This window comes from Saccharopolyspora spinosa NRRL 18395, from assembly GCF_000194155.1.
Taxonomy (GTDB): domain Bacteria; phylum Actinomycetota; class Actinomycetes; order Mycobacteriales; family Pseudonocardiaceae; genus Saccharopolyspora; species Saccharopolyspora spinosa.
This window is the reverse complement of record NZ_GL877880.1, coordinates 519,673-546,156: the sequence shown is the minus strand read 5'-3', so window position 1 is coordinate 546,156 and position 26,484 is coordinate 519,673. Positions and strand designations below refer to the sequence as shown.

General features: G+C 67.8%; 27 protein-coding genes, 1 tRNA gene and 1 pseudogene. 19 read left to right on the top strand and 10 right to left on the bottom strand.

The features are described 5' to 3' along the window. The 3 genes from SSPN_RS60765 to SSPN_RS50080 form a co-directional block, all read left to right on the top strand. The coding region (locus tag SSPN_RS60765; RefSeq protein WP_237710870.1) for a helix-turn-helix domain-containing protein at positions 1-189 on the top strand (189 nt) is incomplete at its 5' end. Then, the gene (locus tag SSPN_RS60760; RefSeq protein ID WP_337466388.1) at positions 190-660 is read left to right on the top strand and encodes a DUF5753 domain-containing protein; all 471 of its coding nucleotides are present in this window, start codon (positions 190-192) and stop codon (positions 658-660) included. A 116-nt stretch (positions 661-776) separates the two neighbouring features. After that, positions 777-1,082, top strand: coding sequence for a DUF397 domain-containing protein (locus SSPN_RS50080; protein WP_010313521.1), 306 nt, complete (start codon positions 777-779; stop codon positions 1,080-1,082). On the opposite strand, the gene SSPN_RS0133260 is transcribed toward SSPN_RS50080, so the two are convergent. Genes SSPN_RS0133260 through SSPN_RS0133250 form a run of 3 tightly spaced genes read right to left on the bottom strand, consistent with a single transcriptional unit; the run spans position 1,051 to position 3,258 of the window. Then, positions 1,051-1,821, bottom strand: coding sequence for an ABC transporter permease (locus SSPN_RS0133260; RefSeq protein ID WP_010313519.1), 771 nt, complete (start codon positions 1,819-1,821; stop codon positions 1,051-1,053). The two genes, SSPN_RS50080 and SSPN_RS0133260, sit on opposite strands and share 32 nt — an antisense overlap. Further along, complete coding sequence (locus SSPN_RS0133255; RefSeq protein ID WP_010313517.1) at positions 1,818-2,801, bottom strand: ABC transporter ATP-binding protein; 984 nt, start codon at positions 2,799-2,801, stop codon at positions 1,818-1,820. Before SSPN_RS0133255 ends, SSPN_RS0133260 begins: the two co-directional genes overlap by 4 nt. Then, the gene (locus tag SSPN_RS0133250; protein ID WP_029535979.1) at positions 2,785-3,258 is read right to left on the bottom strand and encodes a MarR family winged helix-turn-helix transcriptional regulator; all 474 of its coding nucleotides are present in this window, start codon (positions 3,256-3,258) and stop codon (positions 2,785-2,787) included. Before SSPN_RS0133250 ends, SSPN_RS0133255 begins: the two co-directional genes overlap by 17 nt. A gap of 97 nt (positions 3,259-3,355) precedes the next feature. Between SSPN_RS0133250 and SSPN_RS0133245 the strand changes: the two genes are divergently transcribed. Continuing rightward, a complete protein-coding gene (locus tag SSPN_RS0133245) occupies positions 3,356-3,832 on the top strand; it encodes a MarR family winged helix-turn-helix transcriptional regulator (RefSeq protein ID WP_010313513.1) in 477 nt (158 codons plus the stop codon). Positions 3,833-3,882: 50 nt separating this feature from the next. Continuing rightward, a tRNA-Ser gene (locus tag SSPN_RS0133240) sits at positions 3,883-3,967 on the top strand. A gap of 227 nt (positions 3,968-4,194) precedes the next feature. Here the strand turns inward: SSPN_RS0133240 and SSPN_RS0133235 are convergent. Further along, positions 4,195-4,578, bottom strand: a complete 384-nt coding sequence (locus tag SSPN_RS0133235; protein WP_044576155.1) for a hypothetical protein — start codon at positions 4,576-4,578, stop codon at positions 4,195-4,197. A gap of 55 nt (positions 4,579-4,633) precedes the next feature. On the opposite strand from SSPN_RS0133235, the gene SSPN_RS0133230 reads away from it, so the two are divergent. Further along, positions 4,634-4,918 (top strand): hypothetical protein, encoded by a 285-nt coding sequence (locus SSPN_RS0133230; RefSeq protein ID WP_029535978.1) that lies wholly within the window; start codon positions 4,634-4,636, stop codon positions 4,916-4,918. 84 nt (positions 4,919-5,002) lie between these two features. On the opposite strand, the gene SSPN_RS60755 is transcribed toward SSPN_RS0133230, so the two are convergent. Next, positions 5,003-6,124 carry an excalibur calcium-binding domain-containing protein gene (locus SSPN_RS60755; RefSeq protein ID WP_148272071.1) on the bottom strand — a complete coding sequence of 374 codons (1,122 nt, stop codon included), beginning with the start codon at positions 6,122-6,124 and terminating at the stop codon, positions 5,003-5,005. Between the two features lie 204 nt (positions 6,125-6,328). Between SSPN_RS60755 and SSPN_RS60750 the strand changes: the two genes are divergently transcribed. Next, entirely contained in the window at positions 6,329-6,466 is a 138-nt protein-coding gene (locus tag SSPN_RS60750; protein WP_237710869.1) for a D-Ala-D-Ala carboxypeptidase family metallohydrolase, read from the top strand. A gap of 248 nt (positions 6,467-6,714) precedes the next feature. Here the strand turns inward: SSPN_RS60750 and SSPN_RS0133200 are convergent, their stop codons facing one another. Further along, entirely contained in the window at positions 6,715-7,335 is a 621-nt protein-coding gene (locus SSPN_RS0133200; protein ID WP_010313502.1) for a maleylpyruvate isomerase family mycothiol-dependent enzyme, read from the bottom strand. Positions 7,336-7,406: 71 nt separating this feature from the next. Between SSPN_RS0133200 and SSPN_RS0133195 the strand changes: the two genes are divergently transcribed. Both SSPN_RS0133195 and SSPN_RS0133190 read left to right on the top strand, forming a co-directional pair. After that, the gene (locus SSPN_RS0133195) at positions 7,407-7,895 is read left to right on the top strand and encodes a hypothetical protein (protein ID WP_148272070.1); all 489 of its coding nucleotides are present in this window, start codon (positions 7,407-7,409) and stop codon (positions 7,893-7,895) included. Between the two features lie 165 nt (positions 7,896-8,060). Beyond that, positions 8,061-8,276, top strand: coding sequence for a hypothetical protein (locus tag SSPN_RS0133190; protein WP_010313498.1), 216 nt, complete (start codon positions 8,061-8,063; stop codon positions 8,274-8,276). A 679-nt stretch (positions 8,277-8,955) separates the two neighbouring features. Here the strand turns inward: SSPN_RS0133190 and SSPN_RS0133180 are convergent. Next, positions 8,956-10,071, bottom strand: a complete 1,116-nt coding sequence (locus SSPN_RS0133180; protein WP_010313493.1) for an endonuclease/exonuclease/phosphatase family protein — start codon at positions 10,069-10,071, stop codon at positions 8,956-8,958. A 205-nt stretch (positions 10,072-10,276) separates the two neighbouring features. Further along, on the bottom strand, positions 10,277-11,797 hold the full coding sequence (locus SSPN_RS46955; RefSeq protein ID WP_044576148.1) for a M28 family metallopeptidase: 1,521 nt from the start codon (positions 11,795-11,797) through the stop codon (positions 10,277-10,279). 187 nt (positions 11,798-11,984) lie between these two features. Between SSPN_RS46955 and SSPN_RS0133170 the strand changes: the two genes are divergently transcribed. After that, positions 11,985-12,962, top strand: coding sequence for an NAD(P)H-quinone oxidoreductase (locus SSPN_RS0133170; RefSeq protein ID WP_010313490.1), 978 nt, complete (start codon positions 11,985-11,987; stop codon positions 12,960-12,962). Between the two features lie 184 nt (positions 12,963-13,146). On the opposite strand, the gene SSPN_RS0133165 is transcribed toward SSPN_RS0133170, so the two are convergent. Next, positions 13,147-14,346, bottom strand: coding sequence for a cysteine desulfurase-like protein (locus SSPN_RS0133165; protein WP_010313489.1), 1,200 nt, complete (start codon positions 14,344-14,346; stop codon positions 13,147-13,149). A gap of 237 nt (positions 14,347-14,583) precedes the next feature. Here SSPN_RS0133165 and SSPN_RS0133160 point away from each other — a divergent pair, with 237 nt between their 5' ends. The 6 genes and pseudogenes from SSPN_RS0133160 (at position 14,584) to SSPN_RS0133135 (ending at position 21,788) form a co-directional block, all read left to right on the top strand. Beyond that, complete coding sequence (locus SSPN_RS0133160) at positions 14,584-15,114, top strand: bacterial proteasome activator family protein (RefSeq protein WP_010313488.1); 531 nt, start codon at positions 14,584-14,586, stop codon at positions 15,112-15,114. Between the two features lie 100 nt (positions 15,115-15,214). Beyond that, a pseudogene (gene wzm / locus SSPN_RS46950) lies at positions 15,215-16,067 on the top strand (galactan export ABC transporter permease subunit Wzm/RfbD). A gap of 16 nt (positions 16,068-16,083) precedes the next feature. Next, a complete protein-coding gene (gene wzt, locus SSPN_RS0133150; protein ID WP_010313487.1) occupies positions 16,084-16,902 on the top strand; it encodes a galactan export ABC transporter ATP-binding subunit Wzt/RfbE in 819 nt (272 codons plus the stop codon). Then, a complete protein-coding gene (gene glfT1, locus SSPN_RS0133145; protein WP_010313486.1) occupies positions 16,899-17,813 on the top strand; it encodes a galactofuranosyltransferase GlfT1 in 915 nt (304 codons plus the stop codon). The genes wzt and glfT1 overlap by 4 nt, the downstream gene beginning before the upstream one ends. A gap of 178 nt (positions 17,814-17,991) precedes the next feature. Further along, positions 17,992-21,294: an arabinosyltransferase domain-containing protein gene (locus SSPN_RS0133140; RefSeq protein ID WP_010313485.1), complete on the top strand. Its 3,303-nt coding sequence runs from the start codon at positions 17,992-17,994 to the stop codon at positions 21,292-21,294. A gap of 227 nt (positions 21,295-21,521) precedes the next feature. After that, positions 21,522-21,788 (top strand): hypothetical protein, encoded by a 267-nt coding sequence (locus SSPN_RS0133135; RefSeq protein WP_029535976.1) that lies wholly within the window; start codon positions 21,522-21,524, stop codon positions 21,786-21,788. 186 nt (positions 21,789-21,974) lie between these two features. On the opposite strand, the gene SSPN_RS0133130 is transcribed toward SSPN_RS0133135, so the two are convergent. After that, entirely contained in the window at positions 21,975-22,415 is a 441-nt protein-coding gene (locus tag SSPN_RS0133130; RefSeq protein ID WP_010313482.1) for a GtrA family protein, read from the bottom strand. Between the two features lie 184 nt (positions 22,416-22,599). Between SSPN_RS0133130 and SSPN_RS0133125 the strand changes: the two genes are divergently transcribed. Genes SSPN_RS0133125 through SSPN_RS0133115 form a run of 3 tightly spaced genes read left to right on the top strand, consistent with a single transcriptional unit; the run spans position 22,600 to position 26,086 of the window. Beyond that, a complete protein-coding gene (locus SSPN_RS0133125; RefSeq protein WP_010313480.1) occupies positions 22,600-23,964 on the top strand; it encodes a decaprenylphosphoryl-beta-D-ribose oxidase in 1,365 nt (454 codons plus the stop codon). Then, positions 23,964-25,328 (top strand): decaprenylphosphoryl-beta-D-ribose oxidase, encoded by a 1,365-nt coding sequence (locus SSPN_RS0133120; protein WP_010313478.1) that lies wholly within the window; start codon positions 23,964-23,966, stop codon positions 25,326-25,328. The genes SSPN_RS0133125 and SSPN_RS0133120 overlap by 1 nt, the downstream gene beginning before the upstream one ends. Further along, positions 25,325-26,086, top strand: a complete 762-nt coding sequence (locus SSPN_RS0133115) for a decaprenylphospho-beta-D-erythro-pentofuranosid-2-ulose 2-reductase (RefSeq protein WP_010313476.1) — start codon at positions 25,325-25,327, stop codon at positions 26,084-26,086. Before SSPN_RS0133120 ends, SSPN_RS0133115 begins: the two co-directional genes overlap by 4 nt. The last annotated feature ends 398 nt before the right edge of the window (positions 26,087-26,484 follow it).

The window sequence follows — 26,484 nt, the reverse complement described above, 5'->3', positions numbered from 1 at the left end:
CGGTGGCGGCTGCCTTGTTCGCGTTGTCGATGCTCGGCTTCCACGTGGGCGATGAGCCGCTACGAAACCGGCCACTCCCGGCCAGGTTGGGCGACATTGCAGGCGCTGCTCGCGCTCTACAACGCAAGCGATGACGAGCGGGCCGAAGCCGCAGCGTTGTGGGAGGACGCAGGTGAACGAGCCGCGTGAATCGTCACGCCGAACGGGTCACCCAAGGCATTTCGCGCCTTCCTGCGGGCGGAAGGCGAGGCTGACTCCGCGCGTGTCCTCGGTCCGCTGGTTATTCCGGGACTTCTGCAAACACATGCGTACGCAAGGGCGATCAATGCGAGCGGCAGGCAGTTTCATGCTGCCAGCCCTGAGCGCTATGTGAACGCTCGCATCAGTCGACAGGTGAGGTTGAGCAGACCGACACCGCTACGACTACAGGCTCTGATCGACGAATCGGTGATCCATCGAGTCGTCGGCGGGCCCGAGGTCATGACCGAGCAGCTGGATCACCTTGTAGCCAGCGCCGAGCGCAACAACGTGACGATCCAAGTCGTGCCATTCAGCCTTGGTTCCTACGGCACCATGTCGGGCGGCTTCACGGTCATCGACTACAGCGATCCCGGCGACCTGCCAGCTGTCTATCTGGAGTACCCCGCCGGCGGTGCGTAGGTGGAGAATGTGAACGAGGTTCGGCAGTTCCTCGACATGTTCGACGAGATCTCCTCGGCAGCGCTGCCGCCTGGTGAGTCGACGGAACTGATCCGCTCACAAGCGAAGGCGTTGGGATGAGCAGTCTGATTTGGCGCAAGAGCAGCCGCAGCGGGAGCGGCGCGAACGAGTGCGTCGAGCTGGCCATCGGCGAGTCGGCGACCTACATCCGCGACACCAAGGACCGCGACGGCGCCACGTTATGCGTGAACCAGCACTCCTGGGCCGGATTCCTGGCCAGGGTCAAGGCCGGTCACCTGGACCGGTGGGACGTGGGTGGAGCGAACGGACTGTTCACCTCACCTATCGAGGCGAACAGGCCGTTCGCTCCATCCGAACAGCACGCAGGCGTCAGTCGAGGGCTCGGCGGAGAAAGAACTTGATGCCGAGGGCTCCGAAGACCACTGTGGCGATCAGCAGGGCCAGGACGCAGATCCAGGGCGGCATGTGCGGAACGTCCGGTAGGAGCGCCCCGCGCATGCCTTCGCTGACGTAGGTCAGCGGGTTGATCGCGCAGAGGACCTGGAACCAGCGGAGGTGTTCCAGCTGCGCCCACGGGAACTGGGTCGCCCCGGTGAACATCAGCGGCGCCAGGATCACCGCGAACATGATGTTGATGCGCCGCGGCGGCACCGCCGCTCCGACCGTCAGGCCGACCGCCGCACCGGACAGCGAGCCCAGGACCATGCACAGCAGCGCAAACGCCAGGCCGCCGGGGTTCCAGTTGATGTTCCCCAGCATCACCATCCCGATCGGCACCACCAGCACCGCCGCGAGCAGCCCCCGCAGCGCGCCGAACAGCATCTTCTCCACCGCCACCCAGCTGATCGGCAGCGGTGCCAGCAGCCGGTCCTCGATCTCCCGGGAGAACGAGAAGTCCAGCACCAGCGGGAAAGAAGTGTTCTGCAGCGACACCAGGAACGCGTTGAGTGCGATCATGCCCGGCAGCAGGATCTGCGCGTAGCCGGGCTGGGCGTAGCCGAGCTCGCTGAGCACCTTGCCGAAGATGAACAACAGCGCCACCGGCTGCACCAGTACCTGCGCTAGGAAGCTCGGGAGCTCCCGACCGGTCACGAACACGTCGCGGCCCAGCACCGCGGTGAATGCGCGGACAGGACTCATCGCAGTTCCCTCCCGGTCAGGTCGATGAAGACGTCTTCCAGCGTCGCCGATCCCAGCGAAAGGTCGCTGACCGAAACCCGTTGCTCGTGCAGCGTTTGCGCGACCGGGCCGAGCAGCGCGGCGGGCTCCTCGCCCACGTACAGGCGCAGGCGCAGTTCGGCTTCCCCTGCCTGGTTGGCGCTGGTACCGATCTGCTCGACCCGCTGGACACCGTCCACATCAGATAAGAGCTCGGCGACCCTGGCCGGGTCGTAGCCGTTGGTCCGCAGCGTGGCGTCCACCGTGCCGCGGCCCGGCAGCGACCTGATCAGCGCCTCCGGGGTGTCCAGCGTCAGCAGCCTGCCGTGGTCGACGACGCCGACCCGGTCGGACAGCTTCTCCGCCTCGTCCATGTCGTGGGTGGTGAGCACGACCGTCACGCCCTCGGATCGCAGGTCGTTGATGCGGTCGTGGACGAACAGGCGGGCCTGCGGGTCGAGCCCGGTGGACGGCTCGTCCAGGAACAGCACCTCGGGCTTGTGGATCAGCGCGCGGGCGATCATCAGCCGCTGCGCCTGCCCGCCGGAGAGGTCGTCGACGCGGGCTTTCGCCTTCTCCGCCAAGCCCATCCGGTCGAGTAGCTCATCGGCGAGCCGCTGCCGCTCGCTGCGGGCGACGCCGTGGTACGCGGCGTGCCAAATGAGGTTCTGGCGGGCGTTCAGCGAGCGGTCCAGGTTGACCCGCTGCGGAACGACCGCCACCTTGCTGCGGGCCGCGACCGGATCGGCCGCCACGTCGACCCCCGCGACGCGGGCGGTTCCGCTGGTCAGCAGAACCCTGGTGGTCAGGATGCCGACGGTGGTGGTCTTGCCAGCGCCGTTCGGGCCGAGCAGCCCGAAGATCTCCCCCGCTTGCACCTCGAAGCTGAGCCCGTCCACCGCGTTGTTCTTGGCCTTCGGGTAGCGCTTGACCAGCTCGGTCACTTCAACCGCTGTGGTCACATCCGCCTTCTCTCTCGTTCAGACCGCTCAGGATCGTGAGCAGGTACTTACGGATCAGGGCCTCTTCGGCCGGACTGGCGCCCGGGTCGATCCGCCGGAACTCCGCGCGAACCCCCCGCCACGCGTCGCCCAGCGCCGCCCGCCCCACCGAGGTGATGCGCAGCCGGACCACGCGCCGGTCGACGGTGTCGCGCTGCCGGGTCAGCAACCCGTCGGCCTCCAGGGCATCGATGACCGGGGTCAGCGTCGCCGGGCGCACCCAGCAGCTCTCGGCCACCTCGCGGTGTGTTCGGCCCTCCCGTTCGTCGATCGCGGTGAGCGCCAGCAGCGCCGTCTGGCTCAGGGCGGTGCTCCGCGCCACCGCTTGCTCCCAGTACTGCGACAACCGCCGACCGGTCAGCCCAACAAGCCAGTTCAGCGGCATACGCTGCGGGTCTCGTTCCAGGAAACCGGGCACGACGCGATCGTACTCGAATTGAATGGTTAGGAAGCAAATTATTTTCCGTACGTCCGAACCTGCACCAGTACCGTCAGCCTGCCGGTAACCTGGCCGCGTGACCGAGGCGACCGAGCAGCGAACCAAGTGGCTGGGCAACTGCGAAATGGCATCCTGGCGCGCTTACATCGTCGGCAGCGCGCTGCTGGAGTACCGGCTCAACCGCGAACTGCAGCTCGCCCACGGAATCTCGATCGCGGACTACGAAATCCTGGTCAGTCTGTCCGAGCAACCCGACCTGCGGATGCGGATGAGCGAGCTGGCCAACCAGATCGCGCACTCCAAGAGCCGGATCTCGCACCAGATCCGCCGCCTGGAAACGGCCGGGCTGGTCAGCCGGGGCGAATGCCCCAGCGACGGCCGAGGCGTGCTCGCGGTGCTCACCGACGAAGGGCTGGCGAAGCTGCGCAATGCAGCGCCTACGCACGTCGCGGGCGTACGAGCGCACATGATCGACCTGCTGGAGCCCGACGAGATGAAGGCGTTGGGCGCAGTTTTCGAGCGGCTGACGACCCGCCTGCGCGGCTTGGACTGACCCCGGACCGGCTGTAGGCAGATCTTCGCGGGTTGGCTACGCTGCGGCAGGGAAGCGTGGCAGAGCGGCCGAATGCACTCGCCTTGAAAGCGAGCGTCGTGAGAGCGACCGGGGGTTCGAATCCCCCCGCTTCCGCTGAATGGACCTTGACCTGCCCGAACGCCGGTCAGGGGCGATCTTGTCAGTACTGAGCCGAGCGAGCACAGCGCTCGCAGAACGCTCGCCTGGTGACACTCCGACACCAGGATGGAGATCATGAAAGGCCGGTACAAGTACGCGCCGGGCGAGTGGGGAACGTTGACGCGGGAGTACCGCCATTCCCTTGAAGCCGACAGTGGAGCTACTTCGACCACCGCAAAGTCCTACCGGCATTGCCGGGGAACCCACTGGCCGACCACGTCGCCCGACAGTCGGTGCGGTGGTCGGCCGAGCAGACCGAGATCGCCCGCCGCCTGGTCGCGCTCGCGCAGCAACACGTTGGCGGCGACAGCGGCATCGAACCCGGCACGAACAGTTCGGGTGCCTACCGGGATGTGACCTGTGCCGGGCACGAGCTCGTCGAAGCCGTGCGCAGCCTCGCCAAAATCGACGGCCGCCCCGACATCAGGTTCGACGTCGGCCTCCTCGACGAACGCGGTCGCCCGCGCCGATTGCTGCGCATCGGCGACCCGCTGCTCGGCGACCCGCTGCTCGGCGAGCAAGGCTCGGCGCACGTGTTCGAGCACGGTGGCAACATCGTCTCCCACACCTGGCCTTCGGACACCTCCGCGATGGCCACTCGCGCGTTCGCCACCGGTGGCGGTGGGGAGCCAGGCGAAGCCGATCGCGGTCACCGAGGATCGCGACTCACTCGTCGGCGGCTGGCCCCTGCTGGAAGCCGATACTGGTTACAACGTCGCCGACCCGAACGTGTTGCAGGCCCACGCCAACGCCGACCGGACCGCCGGAGGGCGTCCGGTGGTCCTGCCCGAACTCGTGCTGCGCGGCGACACTGACCCCCGGATCGTTCGACGTCGGCGACGACGTTCGTCGTGCTGCCGCCCGACGGTTTCCACCGGCACGGCATCGACACTCGAATGCGGCTGATCGACCTCGCCCTCGAACCCGGCGAAGACACGGAGAAAACCGCCACCACCCTCGCCGGGCTCCTCGACGTCGCTTAGTTGCAGGTCAGGATTCGCACGCGACCCCGTCGCCGTCTCGGTCCAGCTTCGACGAATAACCGGGATCACCCCGATACAGCGGTGCCGCACCTGCAGCTTTCGCGGCCTTGCAGTTCGGGTAGGAGGCCAGCGGGGACTGCCCACTGTCGCTGTCCGGCGAAGGCTCCGGCTCCGGCTCCGGCTCCGGCTCCACCCACGGTTGCGGTTGCGGTTGCGGCTCCGCCCGCGGTTGCGGTTGCGGTACCGGCTCGGGTGCCGGCGGTGGAGGTGGCGGCGCCAGTCGAAGCGCCCCGAAACACGGGGCTCCCCACAGCCCCACCTGCGCATTCCGCGCGTTCGTTTCCGCCTGGGAGAGCTCGTCGATCAGCTCGGCAGGCCCATCCACGGACAAGCGGGCAAAGCCCTGTTCCAACGCGAGACGCGAGTAGTTCACTCCGCCAGAAAGGAAGATTGCCGCAGCTTGCTCATCCGGCGCACCAGGTTGCCACGCCGTATCAAGCTCGACACGCACGGTCTGTCCCAAAAGCGTCTTCTCAGTAAAGCTTTTCGCTTCCGTGCCCCAGCATTCGGGGTCAGCACCCGTGGCCGGGCTGTCAACTCCGGCAATCCGAATTTGCTGAGCTGCTTGCCCCGCGATCTGGACACTGACTCGGTCAGCATCGAGAACTCCGCGCACGACCGCTTCCGGCGGAAGCTGCACGCTTGGGATCTGCGATGCCGATGGAGGCAGTTGCGATGTTAAAGACGGCACCGTGCTGTTGGCGGGCGTCGCCTGGTTCGTTTGCGCTGGTGCTGGCGGGAGGAGTGCGCTGAACACCACGATCGTGATCAGCGACCCGAGCACGCACGCCACGGAGATCAAGGGCCCCCGAGCTCCCCGACGGACCGGTGGTGCCTGCCCCGGAATGACTTGCGGGTAATGGCCCGCAGCAGGCGGTACGGGTGTACCCCGCCAGTACCACCACAGTCCGATCGCAACCCACAACGAGATCGGCCACAGGCACATCGTCAACAAGCCGACCACTAACCAGGGCCAGATGGTGCGTCCCGATGCTTTCTGCTGCCACAAGATAATGCTCATGGCGACGGTTGCTGCCATCCCGACCAGCATGATGATGCCCGCGATCACCAGCACCCTCCTGTTTCGTAATTGCTATCAAGCAACAGATCGCACCTTCCCGAATTTCGTTACTGACAGAACACAGCGCGACACGCAGCAGAAGCTGAACGCGCTTGAGGACTCCGACGGTTCGATCCCCCACTTCGGCTTCTCCGAGTTCCACTCCAAGGACGGCCGCCGGCTTAGGCGGTGGTAAACCTCGACGAGTCCACGGTGAAGGAGAACGTGCGGCGGTTGATGTACAAGCTGGAGGCGATCCGGAAGAAGGCGGGCGACGCCCCGATCCAGATCAACTCGGGCTTCCGCAGCAAGGCGCACAACGGGAACGTCGGCGGCGCGCCCAACAGCTAGCACTCCTACGGCATCGCTGCGGACATCGTGATCAGCGGCAAGTCCGTCAGCCAGACGATCGGCCATGCGCAGACCTCGGGGATGTCCGGCATCATCCGCTACGACACCTTCACCCGTCGGCAGCCGGATGGAGTACCCCTACGGCACCCGGTCCTGGTCCTGGTCCTGGTCCTGGAAGGTGTGACCGCTCGCCAGCCGGGGCGATCATTACGTCCCGGCCGCACTCCCGGCCGTACAGCGATCCGCTTTCAACCGAGGCGACGTTGGAGGATGGATGCTCCTGGGCCGGTCAGTTCTCGCGCCACCCCGGCCCGTCCGGCGAGCGTCAGCAGAACGGCTTCGGCCTCACCGCGCGCCTCGGGGCCCTTGCCCCTGGCCCAGTCCACATCCGTGGCGACCATGCGCACGCCGCGTGCGTGCCAGAACCCGCGAAGAGGTGGGGCGGTGACCGCGAACCGCAGGGCGTACAGCAGGCGCTCCGCCGGCACCCTTCGAGGCATGCCCAGCGGGCGTCGGATGTCCTGGTGGTGGATCAAGCAGTCGACCAAGCCCACCCCTCCACCGAACCGGGCTGTGGCGCCTCGTGGCTCCAAGTGCGCGCGCAGGAACTCCAGCAGCTCCTGCGGTTGCAGGCTCCGGTACTCCGCGAGCGCCACATCATTCAACCTGTGCGGGCGGAATCGCGCCTTGGCGAATCGTCTCAGCAGGTCAGCTGTGCCGTGCTCCTCGTAACTCACGACGTGCGCGACCACGTCGTGCACGTTCCAGCCCGAGCACAGGCTGGGCTCCTCCCACTGCTCAGGCCGCAAAGACTGGAGGAAATCGGCCATCTCCGCCCGCTCCTGGCGGGCCATCGCCATCACGTTCATAGGAATCCTGTTACCACATCCACCGCTCCTACATCGGTCGCGCACGCTCCACCCGGGTGCGCACCTAATTGGTGACCTCGCGGATTCAACTGTCGCGTGTTCGTCGTCTTGTGTCACCGGGAGTGGTCGATGGTGTTGATGGTGCCAATGTCGTGGCGTTCGTGCGGATGCTGGACTGGTGGGGTGTGGTGGACCATGCGCTGGTGGTGAAGAGGTGGAAAACGGCGTGGAGAACAACCCAAATGATGCGTCCAACGGTGTTGGTCGACGAGGGCACCGAGGCCTGGTATGTGAAGGGCGAGTACGCGCAAGGGGAAAGGCCGGATAGCGCCACGCGGCCGGAGGACTTGTGGGGCCCGCTGGCCCAGGGGACGCCGGATCAGTTGCAGTTGTCGGAGGTGCCGCCGCATCTGGATCCCAACGGGGAGTTGCCGCCGGATACCTGGTTGGAGAACCTCGTTGCTTCCGCCCGAAATCTGTCCAATTGCGACTCTCCAGCGAGGCTTAGTCTCTGCGGTTCCTATTCCTGGTGCGCCACCAGACCACGGGAGCCCTCTTGAGCCCTCTACTTCCTGGCCCGAGTCACCGACCCCAGCTGAGCCGGGGGCCTGCTTAGAGGTTCTGGCAATAGGCCGGGGAAGTTGATTAGAACCGCAGGTAGAAGTCCGTGAGCCCGTTGGGTGCTGCAGAGGCCGCTGTAGAACCCGTTCTGCCTAGAGGTTTCGGTGGCGATCCCAACGGGCGCGGTCTCGTTCCGCCTCGCCAACCGATGTGAAGCGAACGGCCTGTTCGCGTCGTTAGGCGGCACGAACGGTCCGTTCGCTTCGTTCAGTCTGGTGTGGGTGCCGGGGTTGTTGGTGCCGCGAAGCGGGTCTCGAACCGTCGTCAATACGCATCCGGTGCGATATGCGGCGGTCACCGAATTCGCCCGGAAAAAATGATCTCCGGTTCAGTCGAAATTAATTCCGGATCAGTTCGTTGATCTTGTTGTTCCGATTGTCGGCGGCTGGCAGCATGCGATCAGTTCGTACCCCTTTGATCCGAGGAGAAAACTGAAGAAACTGATCGCTCCGTTTTCCGCCTTGCTGCTGATCGGCCTGGCCGGCTGGCTGCGGCGCAACCGCAGCTGGCGAGGTCCTCGGCCAGCCCGGTCAGCGACGAGCGCGGGAAGCTGAGTCCGGGCGAGAGCACCAGCGGCAGTTTCCGGTCCGGCGGCTACACATCCACCACCGCTCGTGTGTGGGTCGTGCTGAGGATCTCGCCGGGAACACCGTTTCACCCGCAGGCTCTCCAGGATCAGCCGCGATTCCTCGGGCGTGACGTACTTGGTGCGCGGCCCGTCGCGGTCCTCGGTCGGGTAGAACAGCGACACCATCAGCTCGCGGTCCGCGTGCGGCACCCACGTGTCGGGGCGGTCGTGGTCGACCAGGTGCAGCGCGGTAATCCCCGACCGCATCCGGGCCGGTCGGTTCCGGGAGCGCGAGTCGCGCGGGTTCGGCTGCGGCTGCGGTCGGGGCGTGCAGCACCCTGCCGCAACCGCCGCGATCAGTGTTTTCACGCCGCGAGCTTCGACCGGCGGCGTGCCCGGCACATCCGGTGGCGCCCCTTGTTCGACCGCGATCAGGCGAGCAGGTCGATCCAGACGAGGTGGTGGTCCGAGGCGTCGTTTAGGCGCGCGAGCTCGTCGTTCGAGGCCGGCCAGAAGACCCCGGCGCGCAACGGGATCAGGGGCGCCGACGGCAGGACGTAATCCACGCGGAGGTTGCCGGGCGCTTCGTCGTTGAAGTCCCCGGTGTCGAAGAACGGGTTCCCGCGCTGGTCCGCGTTGACGCCACCCTGGGTTGTGCTGGCCTCAACGGCTCCCGCGCTGCCCGGCAGCGGGTCGATGACGCGGGGCGCGCGCAGGATCTGGCGGGCGCCGTTGCTGTCGCCGTCGACCGGATCCGAGTTCTGGTCGCCCGCGATGACGAACCGGGCACCCGGCGCGAGACCGCCGAATGCGCCCGTGTCGTCGTAGATGTAGTCGGCGCGGCCCGGCGTGACGTAGTCCGTCCAGAAGCGGATCTCGTCCTGGTTGCGCAGGCCGTTTCGGTCCTCGGGGCCGTCGAAGCTCGGCGGCGTCGGATGCGAGGTCAGGAAGTGCACGGTCCGTCCGCCGACGTCGATCGGCAGGTCCCAGTGCGATTTCGACGACAGCCGAAGGGATTCCAGCTCCTCCGGTGAATACCAGTCTGCGTGCTGCGGCGTCGCCGGGTCGTCCGGCAGCCGCGCGCCCGGCATGTCCGCCCACCGGAACCCCTGGAACGTGCGGGCATCGCCGATCGGGTACTTCGACAGCACCACCATCCCGTACTGGCCGGGGAACGCCCCGAAGCCGTAGGCGTCGCCGGGGTCGCCGGTGGTGCCATCGTTGTCGAGGTCCATCCCGGACGGCACACCCGTGTTGACCGGTGCGGTGTAGGCGTACGGGTAGTCGATCGGGTCTGCACCGCCCTGGCTCCGCGCCAGGTAGTTGGCGCGGAAGGCGCCGACCGCTGCGCCGCCCTCGACGTAGTCGAACTCGTTGAGCAGCAGGACATCCGGGCGGAGGCGCTGCACGACCTCCGCCACCTCAGCCGCCTGCGGATCGCCCGATGTGGACAGGTCTGCGAGTAGCTCGCCCTGGGTGGCGCGGTTGAGCGAGGCGTTGAACGTCGCGAAGCGCACCGACTGCGCCGCATCGGCGGCGGGAACCACCAGTGCGGCGGCGACGGCGGCGACCGCGAGAACGGCACTTTCACGACATCTCCTTCCATCGGCCTACACCGTCCACCCCACCCGGGTGACGTTTTTCCGCAATTTCAATGGAAATCGGACCTATCGCGGACCACCGGGAACGGGGCAGGGCGCCCTCGAACTCGTTGCACTGTCGAGGGCGCCCCGTTCCGCTGGTTCCGGCCCGTCAGGCGATGTTGTGGTGGCCGGACTTGGTCTTCGCCGGGCCGGCGTGGGTCTGCGCCAGCATCGGGGCCTGCACGGCGCGCAGCTGCGCTCGCTGGGCGCGCGTCTGCATACCGTTCACCGCCTCGGTGCTCTGCGCGTAGCCTTCGACGACGTTCGCGAGGGCCATGACGTTGCGCTCCAGCGCGACCCGGTCCACGTTGGCCAGGTTGTCCTTCGCCGAGTGGTAGTTCGGGTCGAAGGCGACACCCGCGGTGCCACCCCACTTCGCCGCCTGCGCCTCGGACTTCAGTTCCTCGACGCCGGTGTTCAGGCCGCCGGCCGGGATGCCGACCGCGATGAACTCGCCGTAGTCCGAACGACCGTCGAAGTCGTCGCCCTCGACCTCGATGCCCTGCGCGGCCATCGCGTTGACGAGGTCCTGTTCGATCTGCCCCGAGCCCTGCGGGCCCGGCCCGGCGCCGACGCCGTCGGAGTCGTCACCGTCGTAGGCGAAGTAGCCGGCGTTCGGCGAGCCGATCATGTCGAAGTTCAGGTACAGGGCGATGTCGAGCTGCTGCTCGAAGCTCAGGCTCTGCACGTATTTCGTCGACCCGACGAGGCCGGACTCCTCCGCGCCCCAGAAGGCGAAGCGGACGGCGTTGTTGACCTTCGGGCTGCCGCCCAACCGCAGCGCCGTCTCCAGGATCCCCGCGGAGCCGGTGCCGTTGTCGTTGATGCCGGGGCCTTCCGGAACGCTGTCCAGGTGCGCGCCCGCCAGCACGACGTTGTCGGTGCGACCGGTGCGGGTCTGCGCGATGATGTTGCGGGTGGTGACGGTCTCCAGGCGGGCCTGGACGTCCAGCTTCACCTCGGCGCCGGCCTGCCCGGCGAGCGCCTCGCCGACCTGCTTGGTGACGCCCGCGGTCGGGATCTTCGCGGCTTCCGGGTCGCCGAGCGTGCCGTTGAGCGGACCGTCCGCGTTGTTGTAGATGATCGCGCCCGCAGCCCCGCGCTCGCCGGCCACCTGCGCCTTCTGCGCGAACGTGCAGGCGCCGCGCTGGATCAGCACGACCTTGCCGGCGATGTCCGTGCCGTCGTAGTCCGTGGCTTCGCAGCCCGGTGTGTCGTCGGCCGGGGCGACCGCCAGCGGCGCGGTGATGCCGCCCTGCGGCGTGGCCGGCGAGTACTCCAGGGCGTCACCCTCGACCGGCTGCCCGGCCACCGCCAGGTTGAACGAGTCCAGGTAGTAGGCCTGGTAGGTGAACTCCGGCGTGGTGACGTCGAAGCCCGCGTTGCGGAGCTTGCCGGCCACGTAGTCGACGCTCGCCTCGTAGCCCGGCAGGCCGGATGCACGGTTCCCGCCGTTCTGGTCGGCGATCCGCTGCAAGGCGATCAGGTGGCGGTTCACAGCATTGCCGGTGATCTTCGAGCCGAGATCGGCCGGCGCCGCGCTCGCCGGGGCGACGGTCAACAACGCGGCCGCGCACGTCACGGCGAGGGTTGCCGCAGAGCGCTTGGGTGTGATGGTTCGCAAACTCATCCTGCTCCCCGCTTCGGGTGGACTTTGTGTTGGCTAGCCTTGAGAGGATCACTCCTTGAAGTCAAGCCTGCACCAAGAAGAATCAATAAGCAGGGAAAAATTCCCATTTTTACCGCGTTGACCGATCTTCCATCACCCCGCCGAACCACGCGCTGCGAAGCGTTCCGCGCTGACTACCGTCCAGGGCATGTACGCGATCTCGATTCGTGAGCCGGGCGAACCGGACGTGCTGGAGTGGACCGAGCAACCCGACCCGCGACCGGGTCCGGGCGAGGTGCTCATCGACGTCGCCGCGAGCGCGGTGAACCGCGCGGACCTGAGCCAGCGGGAGGGCAACTACCCGCCGCCGAAGGGCGCCAGCAGCATCCTGGGGCTGGAATGTTCGGGCACCATCGACGAAATCGGCGATGGCGTGACCGGTTGGCAGGTCGGCGACGAGGTGTGCGCGCTGCTCGCGGGCGGCGGCTACGCCGAGCGGGTCGCGGTGCCCGCCGCGCAGGTGCTGCCGAAGCCCACCGGGGTGGACCTCGTCGAGGCCGCCGGGTTGCCCGAGGTCACCTGCACCGTGTGGTCCAACGTGGTGATGGAGGCCGGGCTCCGGAGTGGACAGTTGCTGCTGGTGCACGGTGGGGCCGGCGGCATCGGGACCTGCGCGATCCAGATCGCCAAGGCGCTCGGCGCGCGCGTGGCGGCGACCGCCGGATCGGCCGGGAGCCGCCAGCTGTGCGCGGATCTGGGCGCGGACCCGGTCATCAACTACCGGGACGAGGACTTCGTCGCGATCGTCAAGGAACTCGGCGGGGCGGACGTCATCCTGGACAACATGGGTGGGTCCTATTTGGACCGGAACCTGTCCGCGCTGGCGCCCGACGGGCACCTGGCCGTCATCGGCATGCAGGGCGGCCGGAAGGCCGAGCTCGACCTGGGGAAGATGCTGGTCAAACGGCTGCGGCTGTCGGTGCTCGGGCTCCGCGGGCGGCCTGTCGAGGGCCCGCAGGGCAAGGCTGCGGTCGTCGCCGACGTGCGGGAGCGGCTGTGGCCGCTCGTCGAGGCGGGCGAGGTGCGGACGCTGGTGCACGAGCGGGTGCCGCTGTCGGAGGCGGCGCGAGCGCACGCGACGTTGGAAGCGGGCGACGTCCGCGGCAAGATCCTCCTCGTCCGCTGAAAGCAAGATTTCCGCTGTTCAAGGCTCGTGAGTGTGTTGGGTCGCCGTAGCATCCCGGTACTCACGATGCACGCTTCGGGGTGGAGCGAACGGACCGTTTGTGCCGGTAGAGGAGGCGAACAGGCCGTTCGCTCCACCCTCCCAACCGGCACCGCGACGCGGAATGCGCCTGGATCGCGGGATTTCAGCCGAGTTCGGCGACCGCCCGGACGAGCTGGTCCACCTCGGAGGCGTTGGTGTAGTGGGCCAGGCCGACGCGAACCGCGCCGCCGACCTCGCCGACGCCGAGCACCGCGAACACCCCGTGCGTGCCCGGATCCTCGAACGCGCACACCCCGCGGTCCGCGAGGTGCTCGACCGCTTCCTCTGCCTTAACGCCGTTGACCGTGAACGCCATCGACGGCACCCGGCGCATCGCGTCGCCGATCACCATCACGTGCCGCATCTTCCGCAGCCCGTTGGTCAGGTTCGCCAGCAACCCCGCCTGGTACGACTTCACCGAGCCCAGCGAGGTCAGCAGGCGCTCCCGGCGCGGCCCGACCGCCGCATCGTCCAGCCCCGCCAGGTAGTCCACCGACGCCACCAACCCGGCCAGCAGCGGGTACGCGTGCGGGCCGAGCTCCAACCGCTCCGGTCCGCGCGCGCCGGACTCCAGAGCCACCGACGGCAACTGGTCGAGCATCGCCGGGTTCTTGAACACGAGCGCACCCACCGGCGGCCCGCCCCACGCCGATGCGTTCACGACTACTACGTCGGCACCCATCGCGGTGATGTCCAGCGGCACGAACGGCGCCGCGGCCGCGGCGTCGACCACCACCAGCGCGCCGTGCTCCGCTGCGGCGTCCGCCGCCTGCCGCACGTCCGGCCGGGTGCCCACCGCTCCGGACGCGGCGGTGATCGCGACGACCTTCGTCCGCGGGGTGACCAGCTCCTGGTACTGCCAGGTCGGCAGCTCGCAGGTCTCGATGTCGACCTCGGCCCACCGCACCGTGGTTCCGGAGCGCTGCGCCGCGCGCTGCCACGGCGCGACGTTGGCCGGGTGGTCCAACCGGGAGACGACAACGTCGTCACCGATCATCCAGCCGTCACCGAGCGCATCGGCGAGCCGCTGCAGCAGCACGGCGGAGTTCGGCCCGAGCACCACCCCGGCCGGATTCGCACCGATGAGGTCAGCAATAGCGCGACGGGCGGCTTCCACGATCGCCTCGGCGCGCTGCGATGCGGGGAAGATCCCGCCCGGACCGGATACCGGGGCCCGCAGCGCAGTCGACGCCGCGGTTGCCACTTGTTCAGGAACCTGCATGCCTGCCGGGGCGTCCAGGTGCACCCACCCGTCGCCGAGCGCGGGGAAGAGCCCGCGAACCGCCGCGACGTCGAACGCCATGCGCCACACGTTACGTATGGGGCCACCCGAACTCGCCCCCGGGTGGCAGATATCGCATCGCTCGCGCGAAGACGCTTCCAGCTCACCCTGCGTAGCGGTGCGGGTGGCGGAACCCCGGACGCCGCCCGGACTGCGGGATCCCCGGTCGCGCATGGTCAGATCTCAGGGGCTGGAAAGGCGGGCACACAGCGCTGCCCCGGGATTTCGAATCTTGCAGCGACAAGCCAGGATGGAGACATGACCCACGATCCGAGTGAGGGCAGGCCGCAGGTGTTCGTCGTCGGCGAGGACGGCATGCCGATCGGTGCCGCCATGAAGGCCGACGACCAGCCGGAGCGCGGCGAGGACATCAACGACCTGGTCGAACAGCCGGCCAAGGTGATGCGCATCGGCACCATGATCAAGCAGCTGCTGGAGGAGGTCCGGGCGGCACCGCTGGACGAGGCCAGCCGCAGCCGACTCAAGGAGATCCACCAGTCCTCGATCCGCGAATTGGAGCAGGGCCTCGCCCCGGAGCTCATCGAGGAGCTGGAGCGGCTGTCGCTGCCGTTCGCCCAGGAGACGACGCCGTCCGAGTCGGAGCTGCGGATCGCGCAGGCCCAGCTCGTCGGCTGGCTGGAGGGCCTGTTCCACGGCCTGCAGACGGCGCTGTTCGCCCAGCAGATGGCGGCCCGGGCCCAACTGGAGCAGATGCGCCGAGGCCTACCCGTGGGCAGCAGCGGCGAAGCCGAAGCCGGCCACACCCGGGGCACCGGTCAATACCTGTGACGCTCTGTGGAGGCGTCGCGCCCGACGTCAGGCGGGCGCGGCGCCGTCGAGTGATGCCCTCACCCGGGGGGCACACTCGTGGTCGGTACTCTGACGCACTGTGCAGTCCACGAGCACGCTAGACCGACCTGAAGCCCCTCCCGAGACTTCGTCGCAGACCTGGCGTAAAGCCTTCAAGGACATCGGCGATGCCTTCGGGCAGCGACAGCTGTGGGCACACCTCGGCTGGCAGGACATCAAGCAGCGCTACCGACGCTCCGTCATCGGCCCGCTGTGGATCACCATCAGCATGGCTGTGACGTGCACCGCGCTCGGTTTGCTGTACTCGCAGCTGTTCAACGAGCAACTCTCGGTGCACTTGCCGTACCTAGCCGTGGGTTTCATCATCTGGGGCTTCATCGGCAACTGCATCAACGAGGGCTCCGAGGTCTTCATCTCGAACGAGGGCCTGATCAAGCAGTTGCCCGCCCCGGTCTCGATCCACGTGCTCCGGTTGTTGTGGCGGCAGGTGCTCTTCTTCGCGCACAACCTCGTCGTCTACTTCGTGCTGCTGCTGATCTTCCCGAAGCCGCTCACGCTGGTCTCGCTGCTGGCGATCCCGGCGTTCGCCGTGCTGGCGCTCAACGGTGCCTGGGTGATCCTCGTGGTGGGCACGATCTCGACCCGCTTCCGGGACATCCCGCCGGTGACGCAGAGCGTCGCGTGATCGCACGCCGATCGTGTGGAACTACGACGAGTTCAAGACGAACCCGAACCCCGTGATCGCGGAACGCGCCCAACTGGCCGAGGTCAACCCGTTCATGCACTTCCTGGAGATCATCCGGCAGCCTATGCTCGGCTCCCCCATCGTGTGGCACCACTGGCTGGTGGTCGGCGTGATCACCGTTGTGGGCTGGGCGTTGGCCCTGATTGTGCTGCGCAATTACCGTGCCCGTGTCTCCTACTGGGTCTGAGTGAGGCCGAACAACCGTGGTCAGCATTGACGTCTGGAATGCAGCGGTCGACTTCCCGATCTTCGACGCGAAGTCCCGCTCGCTGAAGAAGGCCGTGCTCGGCAAGGCGGGCGGCAAGATCGGCACCGACAGCCGGGTGCCGATCATCGAGGCGCTGCACGACATCAACCTGTCGCTGCGGCACGGCGACCGGGTCGCCCTCGTCGGACACAACGGGGCGGGCAAATCGACGCTGCTGCGCCTGCTCAGCGGCATCTACGAACCCACCCGCGGCAGCGCGCGGGTGATCGGCAAGGTCGCGCCGGTGTTCGACCTCGGTGTCGGCATGGACCCGGAGATCTCCGGGTACGAGAACATCATCATCCGCGGCCTCTTCCTCGGCATGAGCCGCAAGGAGATGGAGAAGCGAATCGACGAGATCGCCGAGTTCACCGAGCTCGGCGACTACCTGGCGATGCCGCTGCGCACCTACTCCACCGGTATGCGGGTGCGGCTGGCGCTGGGCGTCGTGACCTCGATCGACCCGGAGATCCTGATCCTCGACGAGGGCATCGGCGCCGTCGACGCCGAGTTCCTGGAGAAGGCGCGGGACCGGCTCAACAACCTCGTCAAGCGATCGGGCATCCTGGTCTTCGCCTCGCACTCCGACGAGTTCCTGATCGAGCTGTGCAGCACCGCCATCTGGATGGACAAGGGCGGGATGCGGGAGCAGGGATCGCTGCGCGAAGTGCTGACGCACTACAAGGGCTACGACCCCTTCGAGCACCTCAGTGAGGAAACCCTGGCCCGGATCGGCGAATCCGCGGCCAAGATCGGGAGCAAAGAAGGCTCATGAGCACCGACTCCGCACAGCAGCTGCCTGCCGGGTCCGTAGTCGCGGTGATCGTCACCAGGCACCGTCGCGAGCTGCTGGCCGAGTCCCTGAAGGTCATCGCGAGCCAGACGAGGCTGCCCGATCACCTGGTGGTGGTCGACAACGGTCCGGACCAGCCCGCGCAGGACGTGGTGGCGGACTGCCCGATCCCGTCGACCTACCTGGTCTCGCAGCGCAACCTCGGCGGCGCCGGCGGTTTCGCGCTCGGCATGCTGCACGCGCTGTCGCTGGGCGCGGAGTGGGTGTGGCTGGGCGACGACGACGGCCGCCCAGCCGACGAGCACGCGCTCGCGACGCTGCTGGAGGTCGCCAAGCAGCGGCGGCTGGCCGCGGTGTCGCCGGTGGTGGTCAACATCGACACCCCGGACAAGCTGGCGTTCCCGCTGCGCCGCGGCCTGACCTGGAAGCGCCGGGTCAGCGAGCTCGGCGACGGCGACTTCCTGCCGGGCATCGCGTCGCTGTTCAACGGCGCGCTGTTCCGCGCCTCGACGCTGGACGTGGTGGGCGTGCCGGACTACCGGCTGTTCTTCCGCGGCGACGAGGTGGAGGTGCACCGCCGGGTGGTGCGCTCCGGCCTGCCGTTCGGCACCACGCTGCGCACCCGGTTCCTGCACCCGGACGGTTCGGCGGAGTTCAAGCCGATGCTGGGCGGCCGGTTCCACGCCCAGGACCCGTCGGACGCGGCGAAGCGCTACTACACCTACCGCAACCGCGGTTACCTGCTGTCGCAGCCGGGGATGCGCAAGATCGGCGCGCTGGAAGTGCTCCGCTTCGGCCTGTACTTCGTGGGGCAGAAGCGCGACCCGAAGGCATTCAAGGAATGGCTGCGACTGCTCCGCCAAGGCCAACAGGAAAAGTTCTTCCGCCGCTGACCCGTCGCAGTTTCAATTGAAACCGCGACGGAACAGCGGTCACCGAATGGTCACGGGACGCTGAGAAAGGCCTGAGAGCTTCCTGAGATCGCAGCTCACGGCGTTGCACGAAGTGTTCATTTGCACACCCGTCGAATGCCGCGAAAGGGCCCGGACCAGCAACTACTATCCTCGGCCCGTGCTCAGTGGCCAGGAAGAAAGCCGCCGAACGGACGACGCTTCGGTGCTCATCGAGACCGATCACCGACAACCGTCGGCCAAGCGGCTGAAGCTATTCGCGTCGGTCTTCGGGCTGCTCGGCACGGTGCTCGCATTGGCCGTGCCGTTCCTTCCGGTCAACTACAACATCACGACCCTGAAGTGGCCGACGGCCGAAGGCACCAAGTCGGTGTCGGCGCCGTTGGTCAGCTATTCCCCGGTGTGGCTGAACGCCGAGTTCCCGTGCACGGCCGTGCGCAGCCTGGACCTCCGCACCAACGGCCCGGCCACGCTGCTGAGCACGAACCCGCCGTCGTCGGACTACGGCAAGCTGACCGGCCTCACGCTGCAGGTCGACAACGGTCACCTGACGATGCTGACCAAGGGCCAGCAGGTGGGCACGGTGCCGCTGCCCGGGGGCGACTGCTCGCTCTCGCTGCACTCCGACGCCTTCGGCACCACGGCCAGCGTCGGCACCGAGACGCTGGCGAACCTACGCGGCGACCAGCGCGCGCAGCTGACCGGCATCTACTCCGGCCTCAACGACGGCATCGACGACGTGCGCGGCGTCTCCTTCGAGGCCCGCGTCGACAACCGCTACGAGAGCCAGGCGACCACGATCAAGATCGCGGTGATCGCGCTCGCGGTGCTGGCGTTCATCGGCTCGTTGATCTGCCTGCGGCGGCTGGACGTGCGGGCCGGTCGCCGCCCGCCGAAGTGGGCCCCGGCCGGCTGGTGGAAGCCGACGTTCCGCGACGTGTCGGTGATCGGCGCACTGGCCGTCTGGTGGGTCATCGGCGCTATGACCTCGGACGACGGCTACATCCTGACCATCGCGCGGGCGCGCGAGAGCTTCGGCTACGTCAGCAACTACTTCCGCTGGTTCGGCGTGCCCGAGGCGCCGTTCGGCTGGTTCTACGAGCTGTACGCGCTGTGGGTGCAGGTGTCGACGGTGACGCCGTGGGTGCGGTTGCCCGCGCTGCTGATGGGCATCGTGAGCTGGCTGCTGATCAGCCGCGAGGTGCTGCCGCGGCTCGGCCAGCAGGTGCGGCGCAGCAACGCCGCCGGCTGGGCCGCCGCCGCGGTGTTCCTGGCGTTCTGGCTGCCTTACGACAACGGCCTGCGGCCCGAGCCGGTTGTGGTGCTGTTCTCGCTGCTGGCGCTGTGCGCGGTCGAGCGCTCGGTGGCCACCGGGCGGCTGATGCCCGCCGCGCTGGGGCTGGTCGTCGCGGCGCTGTCGGTCGGCGCGAACCCGCACGGCATGGTGTCCGTGCTGCCGTTCGTGGCGGCGTTGAAGCCGCTGTTCCGGCTGGTGCGCAAGCGGGCTCAGGAGTTCGGCTGGGTGCCGGTGCTGGCCCCGATCGCGGCCTCCGGGTTCGTGATCCTGACGCTGGTGTTCGCCGACCAGACCTGGCAGTCGGTCATGGACGCGACCACACTGCGCACCGAACTCGGCCCGAGCCAGAGCTGGTACGAGGAGCTCAGCCGCTACAACCTGCTGTTCAGCCAGACGCCGGACGGCTCGATGACCCGCCGGTTCCCGGTGCTGCTGGTCATGCTGTGCCTGACGACCTGCGCCGTGGTGCTGCTGCGGCGGGGCCGCATCCGGGGCGCCGCGCTCGGCCCGAGCCGACGGCTGCTCGCGGTCACCGCGCTGTCCTTCGTGGTGCTGGTCCTGACCCCCACGAAGTGGTCCCACCACTTCGGCATCTTCGCCGCGTTCGGCGGCGCGCTGGCCGCGCTCACGGCGCTGGCCACGAGCAGCACGGTGCTGCGGTCCAAGCGCAACCGCGCGGCGTTCGTCGCGATGCTCATGGTGATACTGGCGTTCGCGGCCACCGGACCCAACGCCTGGTGGTATGTCTCGGGCTGGGGCGTGCCCTGGTTCAACATGCCGCCGCAGATCCGGGGCCACGAACTGAGCACGGTCTTCCTGGTCATCGCCGGGATCGCGCTGATCGTCGCGTTCATCGAGCACCTGCGCATCGACGAGAACAACCCGAAGGTCGTCGACGAGCGCTTCGGCGGCGAGGAGAAGCGCAGCCGCGCGCTGCGGCTGGGCACCGCGCCGCTGTCGATCCTGTGCGCGCTGCTGGTGCTGTTCGAGCTCGCAAACTTCGGCAAGGTCATCCAGAAGCAGTGGGGCAGCTACAGCCTCGGCGCGGACAACATCAAGCAGATCGTCGGCTCCAGCTGCGGACTGTCCGACTACGTCTACGTGGAGACGAACCCGCAGTCCGGCATGCTGCGGGTGTCCGGCGACCAGCCGGGCAAGGCGGCGCCGTCGGAGGACAAGGACATCGGCGTCCCGCCGAAGCGGCTGGAGGGCAAGGAGGACGCCGACCAGTACATGCGGGCCAAGATGGTCGGCTTCAACCGGCCCGGCGTACCGCCCGGCGACGGCTCCGACATGCAGGAACCCGACTGGAAGCCGCCACACCAGTTCGGCAACGACAACGCGCCGGTGTGGGGCAGCTACGACGCGGCCGGCGTCGGCACCGGTGAGCTGCGCACCCAGTGGTACGACCTGCCGGATCGGGCGAATACCGGCGAGGTGCCGGTGGTGCTCTCGCTGGCCGGCGCGGAGCTGGGCGCGAACTCGGTGGCGCTGGAGTTCGGCCACGACACCGACAACGGCTTCCTGATCACCGAGCGCAAGTACGTGGTGCAGCAGCCCGGCCCGGCGTGGCGGGACTTCCGGTTCACCCTCGGCGGCAAATCCGAAGGCGCCACCAAGATGCGGGTGGTGGCCACCGACAACTCGCTGGGCCCGAACGGCTGGGTCGCGGTGAGCGCGCCGCGGGCGCCGCAGCTGGTGAACATGACCGACTTCGTCGGGGACCAGCCGACGTTCGTGGAGTGGACCGCCGCCCTGGTGAACCCGTGCCTGCAGCTGCCGGGCGTGCATCACGGCATCGCCGAGATCCCGAAGTTCCGGGTGGCGGCCGGCGCCGAGGTGCGCGACATCGGGCAGGGCTGGTCGTCGCCGGACGCGGGTGGACCGTTCGGCTGGCTCAACGTGTCGACCAGCATGCGGGAGCTGCCGACCTACCTGAAGAACAACATCCACCGCGATTGGGGCTCGCTGTACGCGGTCGACCCGTACGAGCCGGACGCGCTGCCCGCGCAGGCGGCGATGGACGTGCACGAGGAGACGCACTGGGGCAACTGGACGCCGGGTCCGCTGTCGAAGACGGTGCACCTGCCGGGCGACGTCCCGAACAGCGACGACCGCAACGACGTAAAGGCGTTCGAACCGCCGGAGGAAGAACCCGAGCAGTGACCTGCCGCGCGAGGGGCGCCCGTGACCTGGTCGCGGGCGCCCCTCGGCGTTCTCGGATCGCCGCTGGGGGGGTGCTGGGGTACGCCGTGAGCGAAAATGGCCGGTGGGCGGGGGTTCCGGGATCCGCTGAGGGTGAAATCCGGTGCCGGAACGGCCGGTTCGTGCTGCGCTGGACGGAGAAGTCCTTGCGGCGCAAGGAACCCGTCACCCTGCGATTGGGAGATCCGATGCCCGAAACGCGACCCGGACTCGTGCTGCACCTCGCCGGCGTCGGCCAGCCGCTGCACATCGCGCTGGCCCCGGCCGAGGCCGAAGCGCTCCGCGACGTGCTCGCCGACCTGATGGCCAACGGCCAGACGAAGTCGCTCGCGACCGCCGACGGCGGCCGCTTCGCGGTGAACTTCGCGCACGTGGCCACGGCGCACGTCGAGACGACCCGCTCCGACACCAACGCCTACGGAGCCCCGGCCCGAGGCACCGGATTCCGCAACTGACGCCACCTCGGCGGGGCACCGGTTTCTCTCCGCAATTTCAATGGAAATCGCGGAAAATCGGCGTGTCAGACCCCGACACGCCGACGGCTGTGGATAACGCCCACAATTTCAATGGAAATCAGACCTCTGATTTCCATTGAAATTGCGCACCACGGGGAGCCGGGCGGCGACTGGGACCCTTGTGGGTCATTCGCGGAAGACGACCCACTTGAGCATCACGAAGTTGATCAGCGTGCCCAGGCCCTGCCCGGCGATCCAGCAGGCCGTGATCATCCACGGGGTGCCTTCGGCGCCCGTGAGCATGACCAGCAGCTGGTTGGTGCCCCAGTTCACGAAGAACGTGACGAGGTAGACGAGGGCGAAGGCACCGGCCTTCGCCGTCGTGTTCCCAGTGCTCGCACCGTGGAAGGTGAGCTTCCGGTTGATCACGTACGACGCGGAAGTTCCGAGGACGAAGCTGATCCCCCTGGACAGCCACACCGGCCAACCGAACACACCCAACATCAGCGAGTAGGTGCCGAAGTCGATGATCGCGCAGCCGCCGCCGATGACGATGAAGCGGAACAGCTGGTTGAAGACGCCTAGGCGCTTCGGTTCGGTCTGGGCTGCGGGTTCGGCCACGGCCACTGGTTCACCTCGGGATCCGACGACAGGGCATTCGGCACCTGGGGCACCCGGCTAGACGCCGAAGACGTGGGAGATCGAACTCCGCGAACGTCCCAAGCGAGTGTAGCGACGACGCATCGCACACCGCCGGGGACCGGATGTACCCGCCGGTATCTGCCACGTCAACGCGGATAGACTCGGCTGGGTGGGATCGGTAAAGGACGAGCTTCAGACGCTGACCGGCTGGGGGCGCACCGCGCCGACCAGGGCGCACGTCGTCAGCACCCCGGACGTCGAGGCGATCGCCAAGGCGGTCCGCGAGGCCGGTGAACGGGGCGTCATCGCCCGCGGTCTGGGCCGCAGCTACGGCGACCCGTCGCAGAACGCGGGCGGCACCGTCATCGACATGACCGCCCTCGACCGGGTGCACCAGATCGACGTGGACAACGCGACGGTGGTCGTGGACGCTGGCGTGTCGCTGGACACGTTGATGCGCCGGCTGCTGCCCTACGGCCTGTGGATCCCGGTGCTGCCGGGCACCCGCCAGGTCACCATCGGTGGCGCGATCGGTTCGGACATCCACGGCAAGAACCACCACTCGCAGGGCTCGTTCGGCAGCCACGTGCTGTCGCTGGACCTGCTCACCGCCGACGGCGAGGTCCGCACGCTGACCCCGGACGGCGAGGGCTCCGCGCTGTTCTGGGCCACGGTCGGCGGCATGGGGCTGACCGGCATCATCATCAGCGCGACGATCAAGCTCAAGCGCGTCGAGACCGCGTACTTCCTGGTCGACAACGTGCAGACGAAGAACCTCGACGAGCTGATCGAGCACTTCACCGACGGCTCGGACGACAACTACGTCTACTCCGTCGCCTGGTTCGACTCGCTGGCCCGCGGCGACAAGCTGGGCCGCGCGCTGCTCACCCGCGGCAACTCGGCCCGCGTCGAGGACCTGCCGAAGAAGCTGCGCAAAGACCCGCTGAAGTTCAACGCGCCGCAGCTGATGACCGCCCCGCCGATCTTCCCCAACGGCCTGGTCAACAAGTTCACCATCACCGCGTTCAACGAGGTCTGGTACCGCAAGGCGCCGACGAAGTTCGGCATGGTGCAGAACATCACCCAGTTCTTCCACCCGCTCGACCTGGTCGGCGAGTGGAACCGCGTCTACGGCTCCAACGGCTTCCTGCAGTACCAGTTCATGGTGCCGTTCGGGCAGGAAGCGATGTTCCGCCGCTCGATCGACAAGATCAGCGCGTCGGGCCACGTGTCGTTCCTGAACGTGCTCAAGACCTTCGGCGAAAGCAACCAGGCACCGATGTCGTTCCCCCGCAAGGGCTGGACGCTGACCGTCGACATCCCGATCACCCCGGGCCTGGACCGGCTGTGCCAGGAGCTCGACGAGATGGTGCTGACCGCGGGCGGCCGGCTGTACCTGGCCAAGGAGTCCCGCACCTCGGCCCAGATGATCGAGCAGATGTACCCGCGGATCGAGGAGTGGCGCAAGATCCGCGCCGCGGTCGACCCGGAGGGCATCTTCCACTCCGACCTCTCCCGGAGGCTTAGCCTCTGATGACCGCCGCGCTCGAAACCAAGGAGCTCTACGGCTGGGGTCGCACAGCGCCGACGCTGGCGCGCGTGCTGAGCACCGCTGACGTCGAGAAGATCGCTGAGGCGGTACGCACCGCCGACGAGCGCGGCGTCCTCGCTCGAGGCCTGGGCCGCAGCTACGGCGATGTCGCGCAGAACGCCGGTGGTGTGGTCATCGACATGACCCCGCTGAACCGAATCCACGACATCGACCCGGACACCGCGATCGTGGACGTGGACGCCGGCGTCAGCCTGGACCAGCTGATGAAGGCCGCGCTGCCCCACGGCCTGTGGGTTCCGGTGCTGCCCGGCACCCGCCAGGTGACCATCGGCGGCGCGATCGCCAACGATATCCACGGCAAGAACCACCACAGCGCAGGCAGTTTCGGCAACCACGTGGTGTCGATGGACCTGATCACCGCGGACGGGCAAGTCCGGACGGTGACGCCGGACGGCCCCGAATCGGAGCTGTTCTGGGCGACCGTCGCGGGCATCGGCCTCACCGGCATCATCGTTCGGGCCAAGATCAGGATGACCCGGACCGAGACCGCGTACTTCGTGGCCGACCTCGAGCGCACCGACAGCCTCGACGAGACGCTCGAACTGGTCCGCAACGGCTCCGAGGACAACTACACGTACTCCTCGGGGTGGTTCGACGCCATCTCCACCGGTGCCAAGCTGGGCCGCGCCGCGTTCAGCCGCGGCTCGCTAGCCAAACTGGACGACCTGCCGCCGAAGCTGCGCGCGAACCCGCTGAAGTTCGACGCGCCCAAGCTGGCGACGCTGCCCGACGTGTTCCCCAACGGGCTGGCCAACAAGCTGACCTTCAGCGCTCTGGGTGAGGCGTGGTTCCGCAAGTCACCCAAGCGCAAGATCGGTGTGGTGGAAAACCTGACCGCCTTCTACCACCCGCTGGACATGTTCGGCGAGTGGAACCGAGCCTACGGTTCCAAGGGATTCCTCCAGTACCAGTTCAGCACGCCGCTGAACGCGCACGAGGATCTGCGCCGGATCCTGCTGAAGATCGCGCACTCCGGGCACTACTCGTTCCTCAACGTCTTCAAGCAGATGGGTGAGGGCAACCGAGCACCGCTGTCGTTCCCGCACCCCGGCTGGATGGTTTGCGTCGACTTCCCGATCAAATCGGGCCTATCCCAGCTGTGCACCGATCTCGACGAGATGGTGCTCGAGATCGGCGGCCGGCTGTACACCGCGAAGGACTCGCGGGCCACGGCGGAGACGTTCCACCGGATGTACCCGCGCGTGGACGAGTTCCGCAAGATCCGCCAATCCGTAGACCCCGAAGGCATTTTCGCCTCAGACATGAGCCGGAGGCTTGAGCTGTGATCGACGCCGTTGGAAACCCCCAATCCCTGTTGGTGCTCGGCGGCACCTCCGACATCGCGCTGGCGACGGCGAAGCAGTACGCCGAAGCCCGCCCGCTGCGGATCATCCTCGCGGATCGTCCCGAGGAGTCGGAGCGCCTGAACGAGGCCGCCGAGACGCTGCGCAAGACCGGCAGCACGGTGTCGATCCTGACGTTCGACGCCCGCAAGGCCGAGACGCACGCCGAGGTGATCGACAAGGCGTTCGCCGACGGCGACGTCGACGTCACCCTGATCGCCTTCGGCATCCAGGGCGACAACGAGAAGGGCTGGACGGACGTCGAGGCGGCCCGCGCGGTGGCCGACATCAACTACGTGGCCCCGGTGTCGCTGGGCGTGCTGCTGGCCGCGAAGCTGCGCAAGCAGGGCCACGGCAACGTCGCGGTGATGTCCTCCCCCGCCGGTGAGCGCGCGCGGCGGTCGAACTTCGTCTACGGCTCCTCGAAGGCGGGCCTGGACGTGTTCTTCACCGGCCTGACCTACGCGCTGGAGGAGCACGGCGTCAAGGTGACTGTCGTGCGGCCGAACTTCACCCACACCAAGCTGACCGAGGGAATGAAGGCCGCGCCGATGGCGAACACCCCGGAAAGCGTCGCCAAGGTGATCGTGGACGGCGTCCGCAAGGGCAGTCCGCTGGTGTACGCCCCCGCGCAGTTCCGGTTCGTGATGTCGATCCTGCGGCACGTGCCGCGCGCCATCTTCCGCCGCCTGCCGATCTGACCGGTATCGGAAGGGGCCGTCGGAACCACCTCCGGCGGCCCCGCTACTTTCCCGCGTCTCCGCAGGTCAAGGCCCGTGGTCAGTCCTGGGTGCGATAGCGCCTGAAAGCACTCGCGGGCATACCGCGCTGGGGACATTGGAGAAATTTCGGCTCCGCAGGCAACGTTTTGCCCCCTTCCGGCGATCACCGTGGTGACGGGGCGACGAAGGCGTTCCGTCCGGAATATGTGACTTCCCGACGCGCTGCGCGCAGAGGAAGCGCGGATGCCTGGCGAAGTGGGGTTCACCGGGTGCCCGTGTCCGTGGGTCCTCCAACCTGCCTTGAATCGCCGGAGGACCCACGGAACGTTCACCCGCGGCCGGTTCGAAGGCCCGCCGGGACCGTCCGACCCAGCTCG

Coding starts and splice junctions, on each gene's coding strand:
- SSPN_RS50080 (WP_010313521.1), top strand. CDS start 777: ATGAGCAGTCTGATTTGGCGCAAGAGCAGCCGCAGCGGGAGCGGCGCG.
- SSPN_RS0133260 (WP_010313519.1), bottom strand. CDS start 1,821: ATGAGTCCTGTCCGCGCATTCACCGCGGTGCTGGGCCGCGACGTGTTC.
- SSPN_RS0133200 (WP_010313502.1), bottom strand. CDS start 7,335: ATGAACGTGATGGCGATGGCCCGCCAGGAGCGGGCGGAGATGGCCGAT.
- SSPN_RS46955 (WP_044576148.1), bottom strand. CDS start 11,797: ATGAGTTTGCGAACCATCACACCCAAGCGCTCTGCGGCAACCCTCGCC.
- SSPN_RS0133170 (WP_010313490.1), top strand. CDS start 11,985: ATGTACGCGATCTCGATTCGTGAGCCGGGCGAACCGGACGTGCTGGAG.
- SSPN_RS0133165 (WP_010313489.1), bottom strand. CDS start 14,346: ATGGCGTTCGACGTCGCGGCGGTTCGCGGGCTCTTCCCCGCGCTCGGC.
- SSPN_RS0133160 (WP_010313488.1), top strand. CDS start 14,584: ATGACCCACGATCCGAGTGAGGGCAGGCCGCAGGTGTTCGTCGTCGGC.
- glfT1 (WP_010313486.1), top strand. CDS start 16,899: ATGAGCACCGACTCCGCACAGCAGCTGCCTGCCGGGTCCGTAGTCGCG.
- SSPN_RS0133135 (WP_029535976.1), top strand. CDS start 21,522: ATGCCCGAAACGCGACCCGGACTCGTGCTGCACCTCGCCGGCGTCGGC.
- SSPN_RS0133120 (WP_010313478.1), top strand. CDS start 23,964: ATGACCGCCGCGCTCGAAACCAAGGAGCTCTACGGCTGGGGTCGCACA.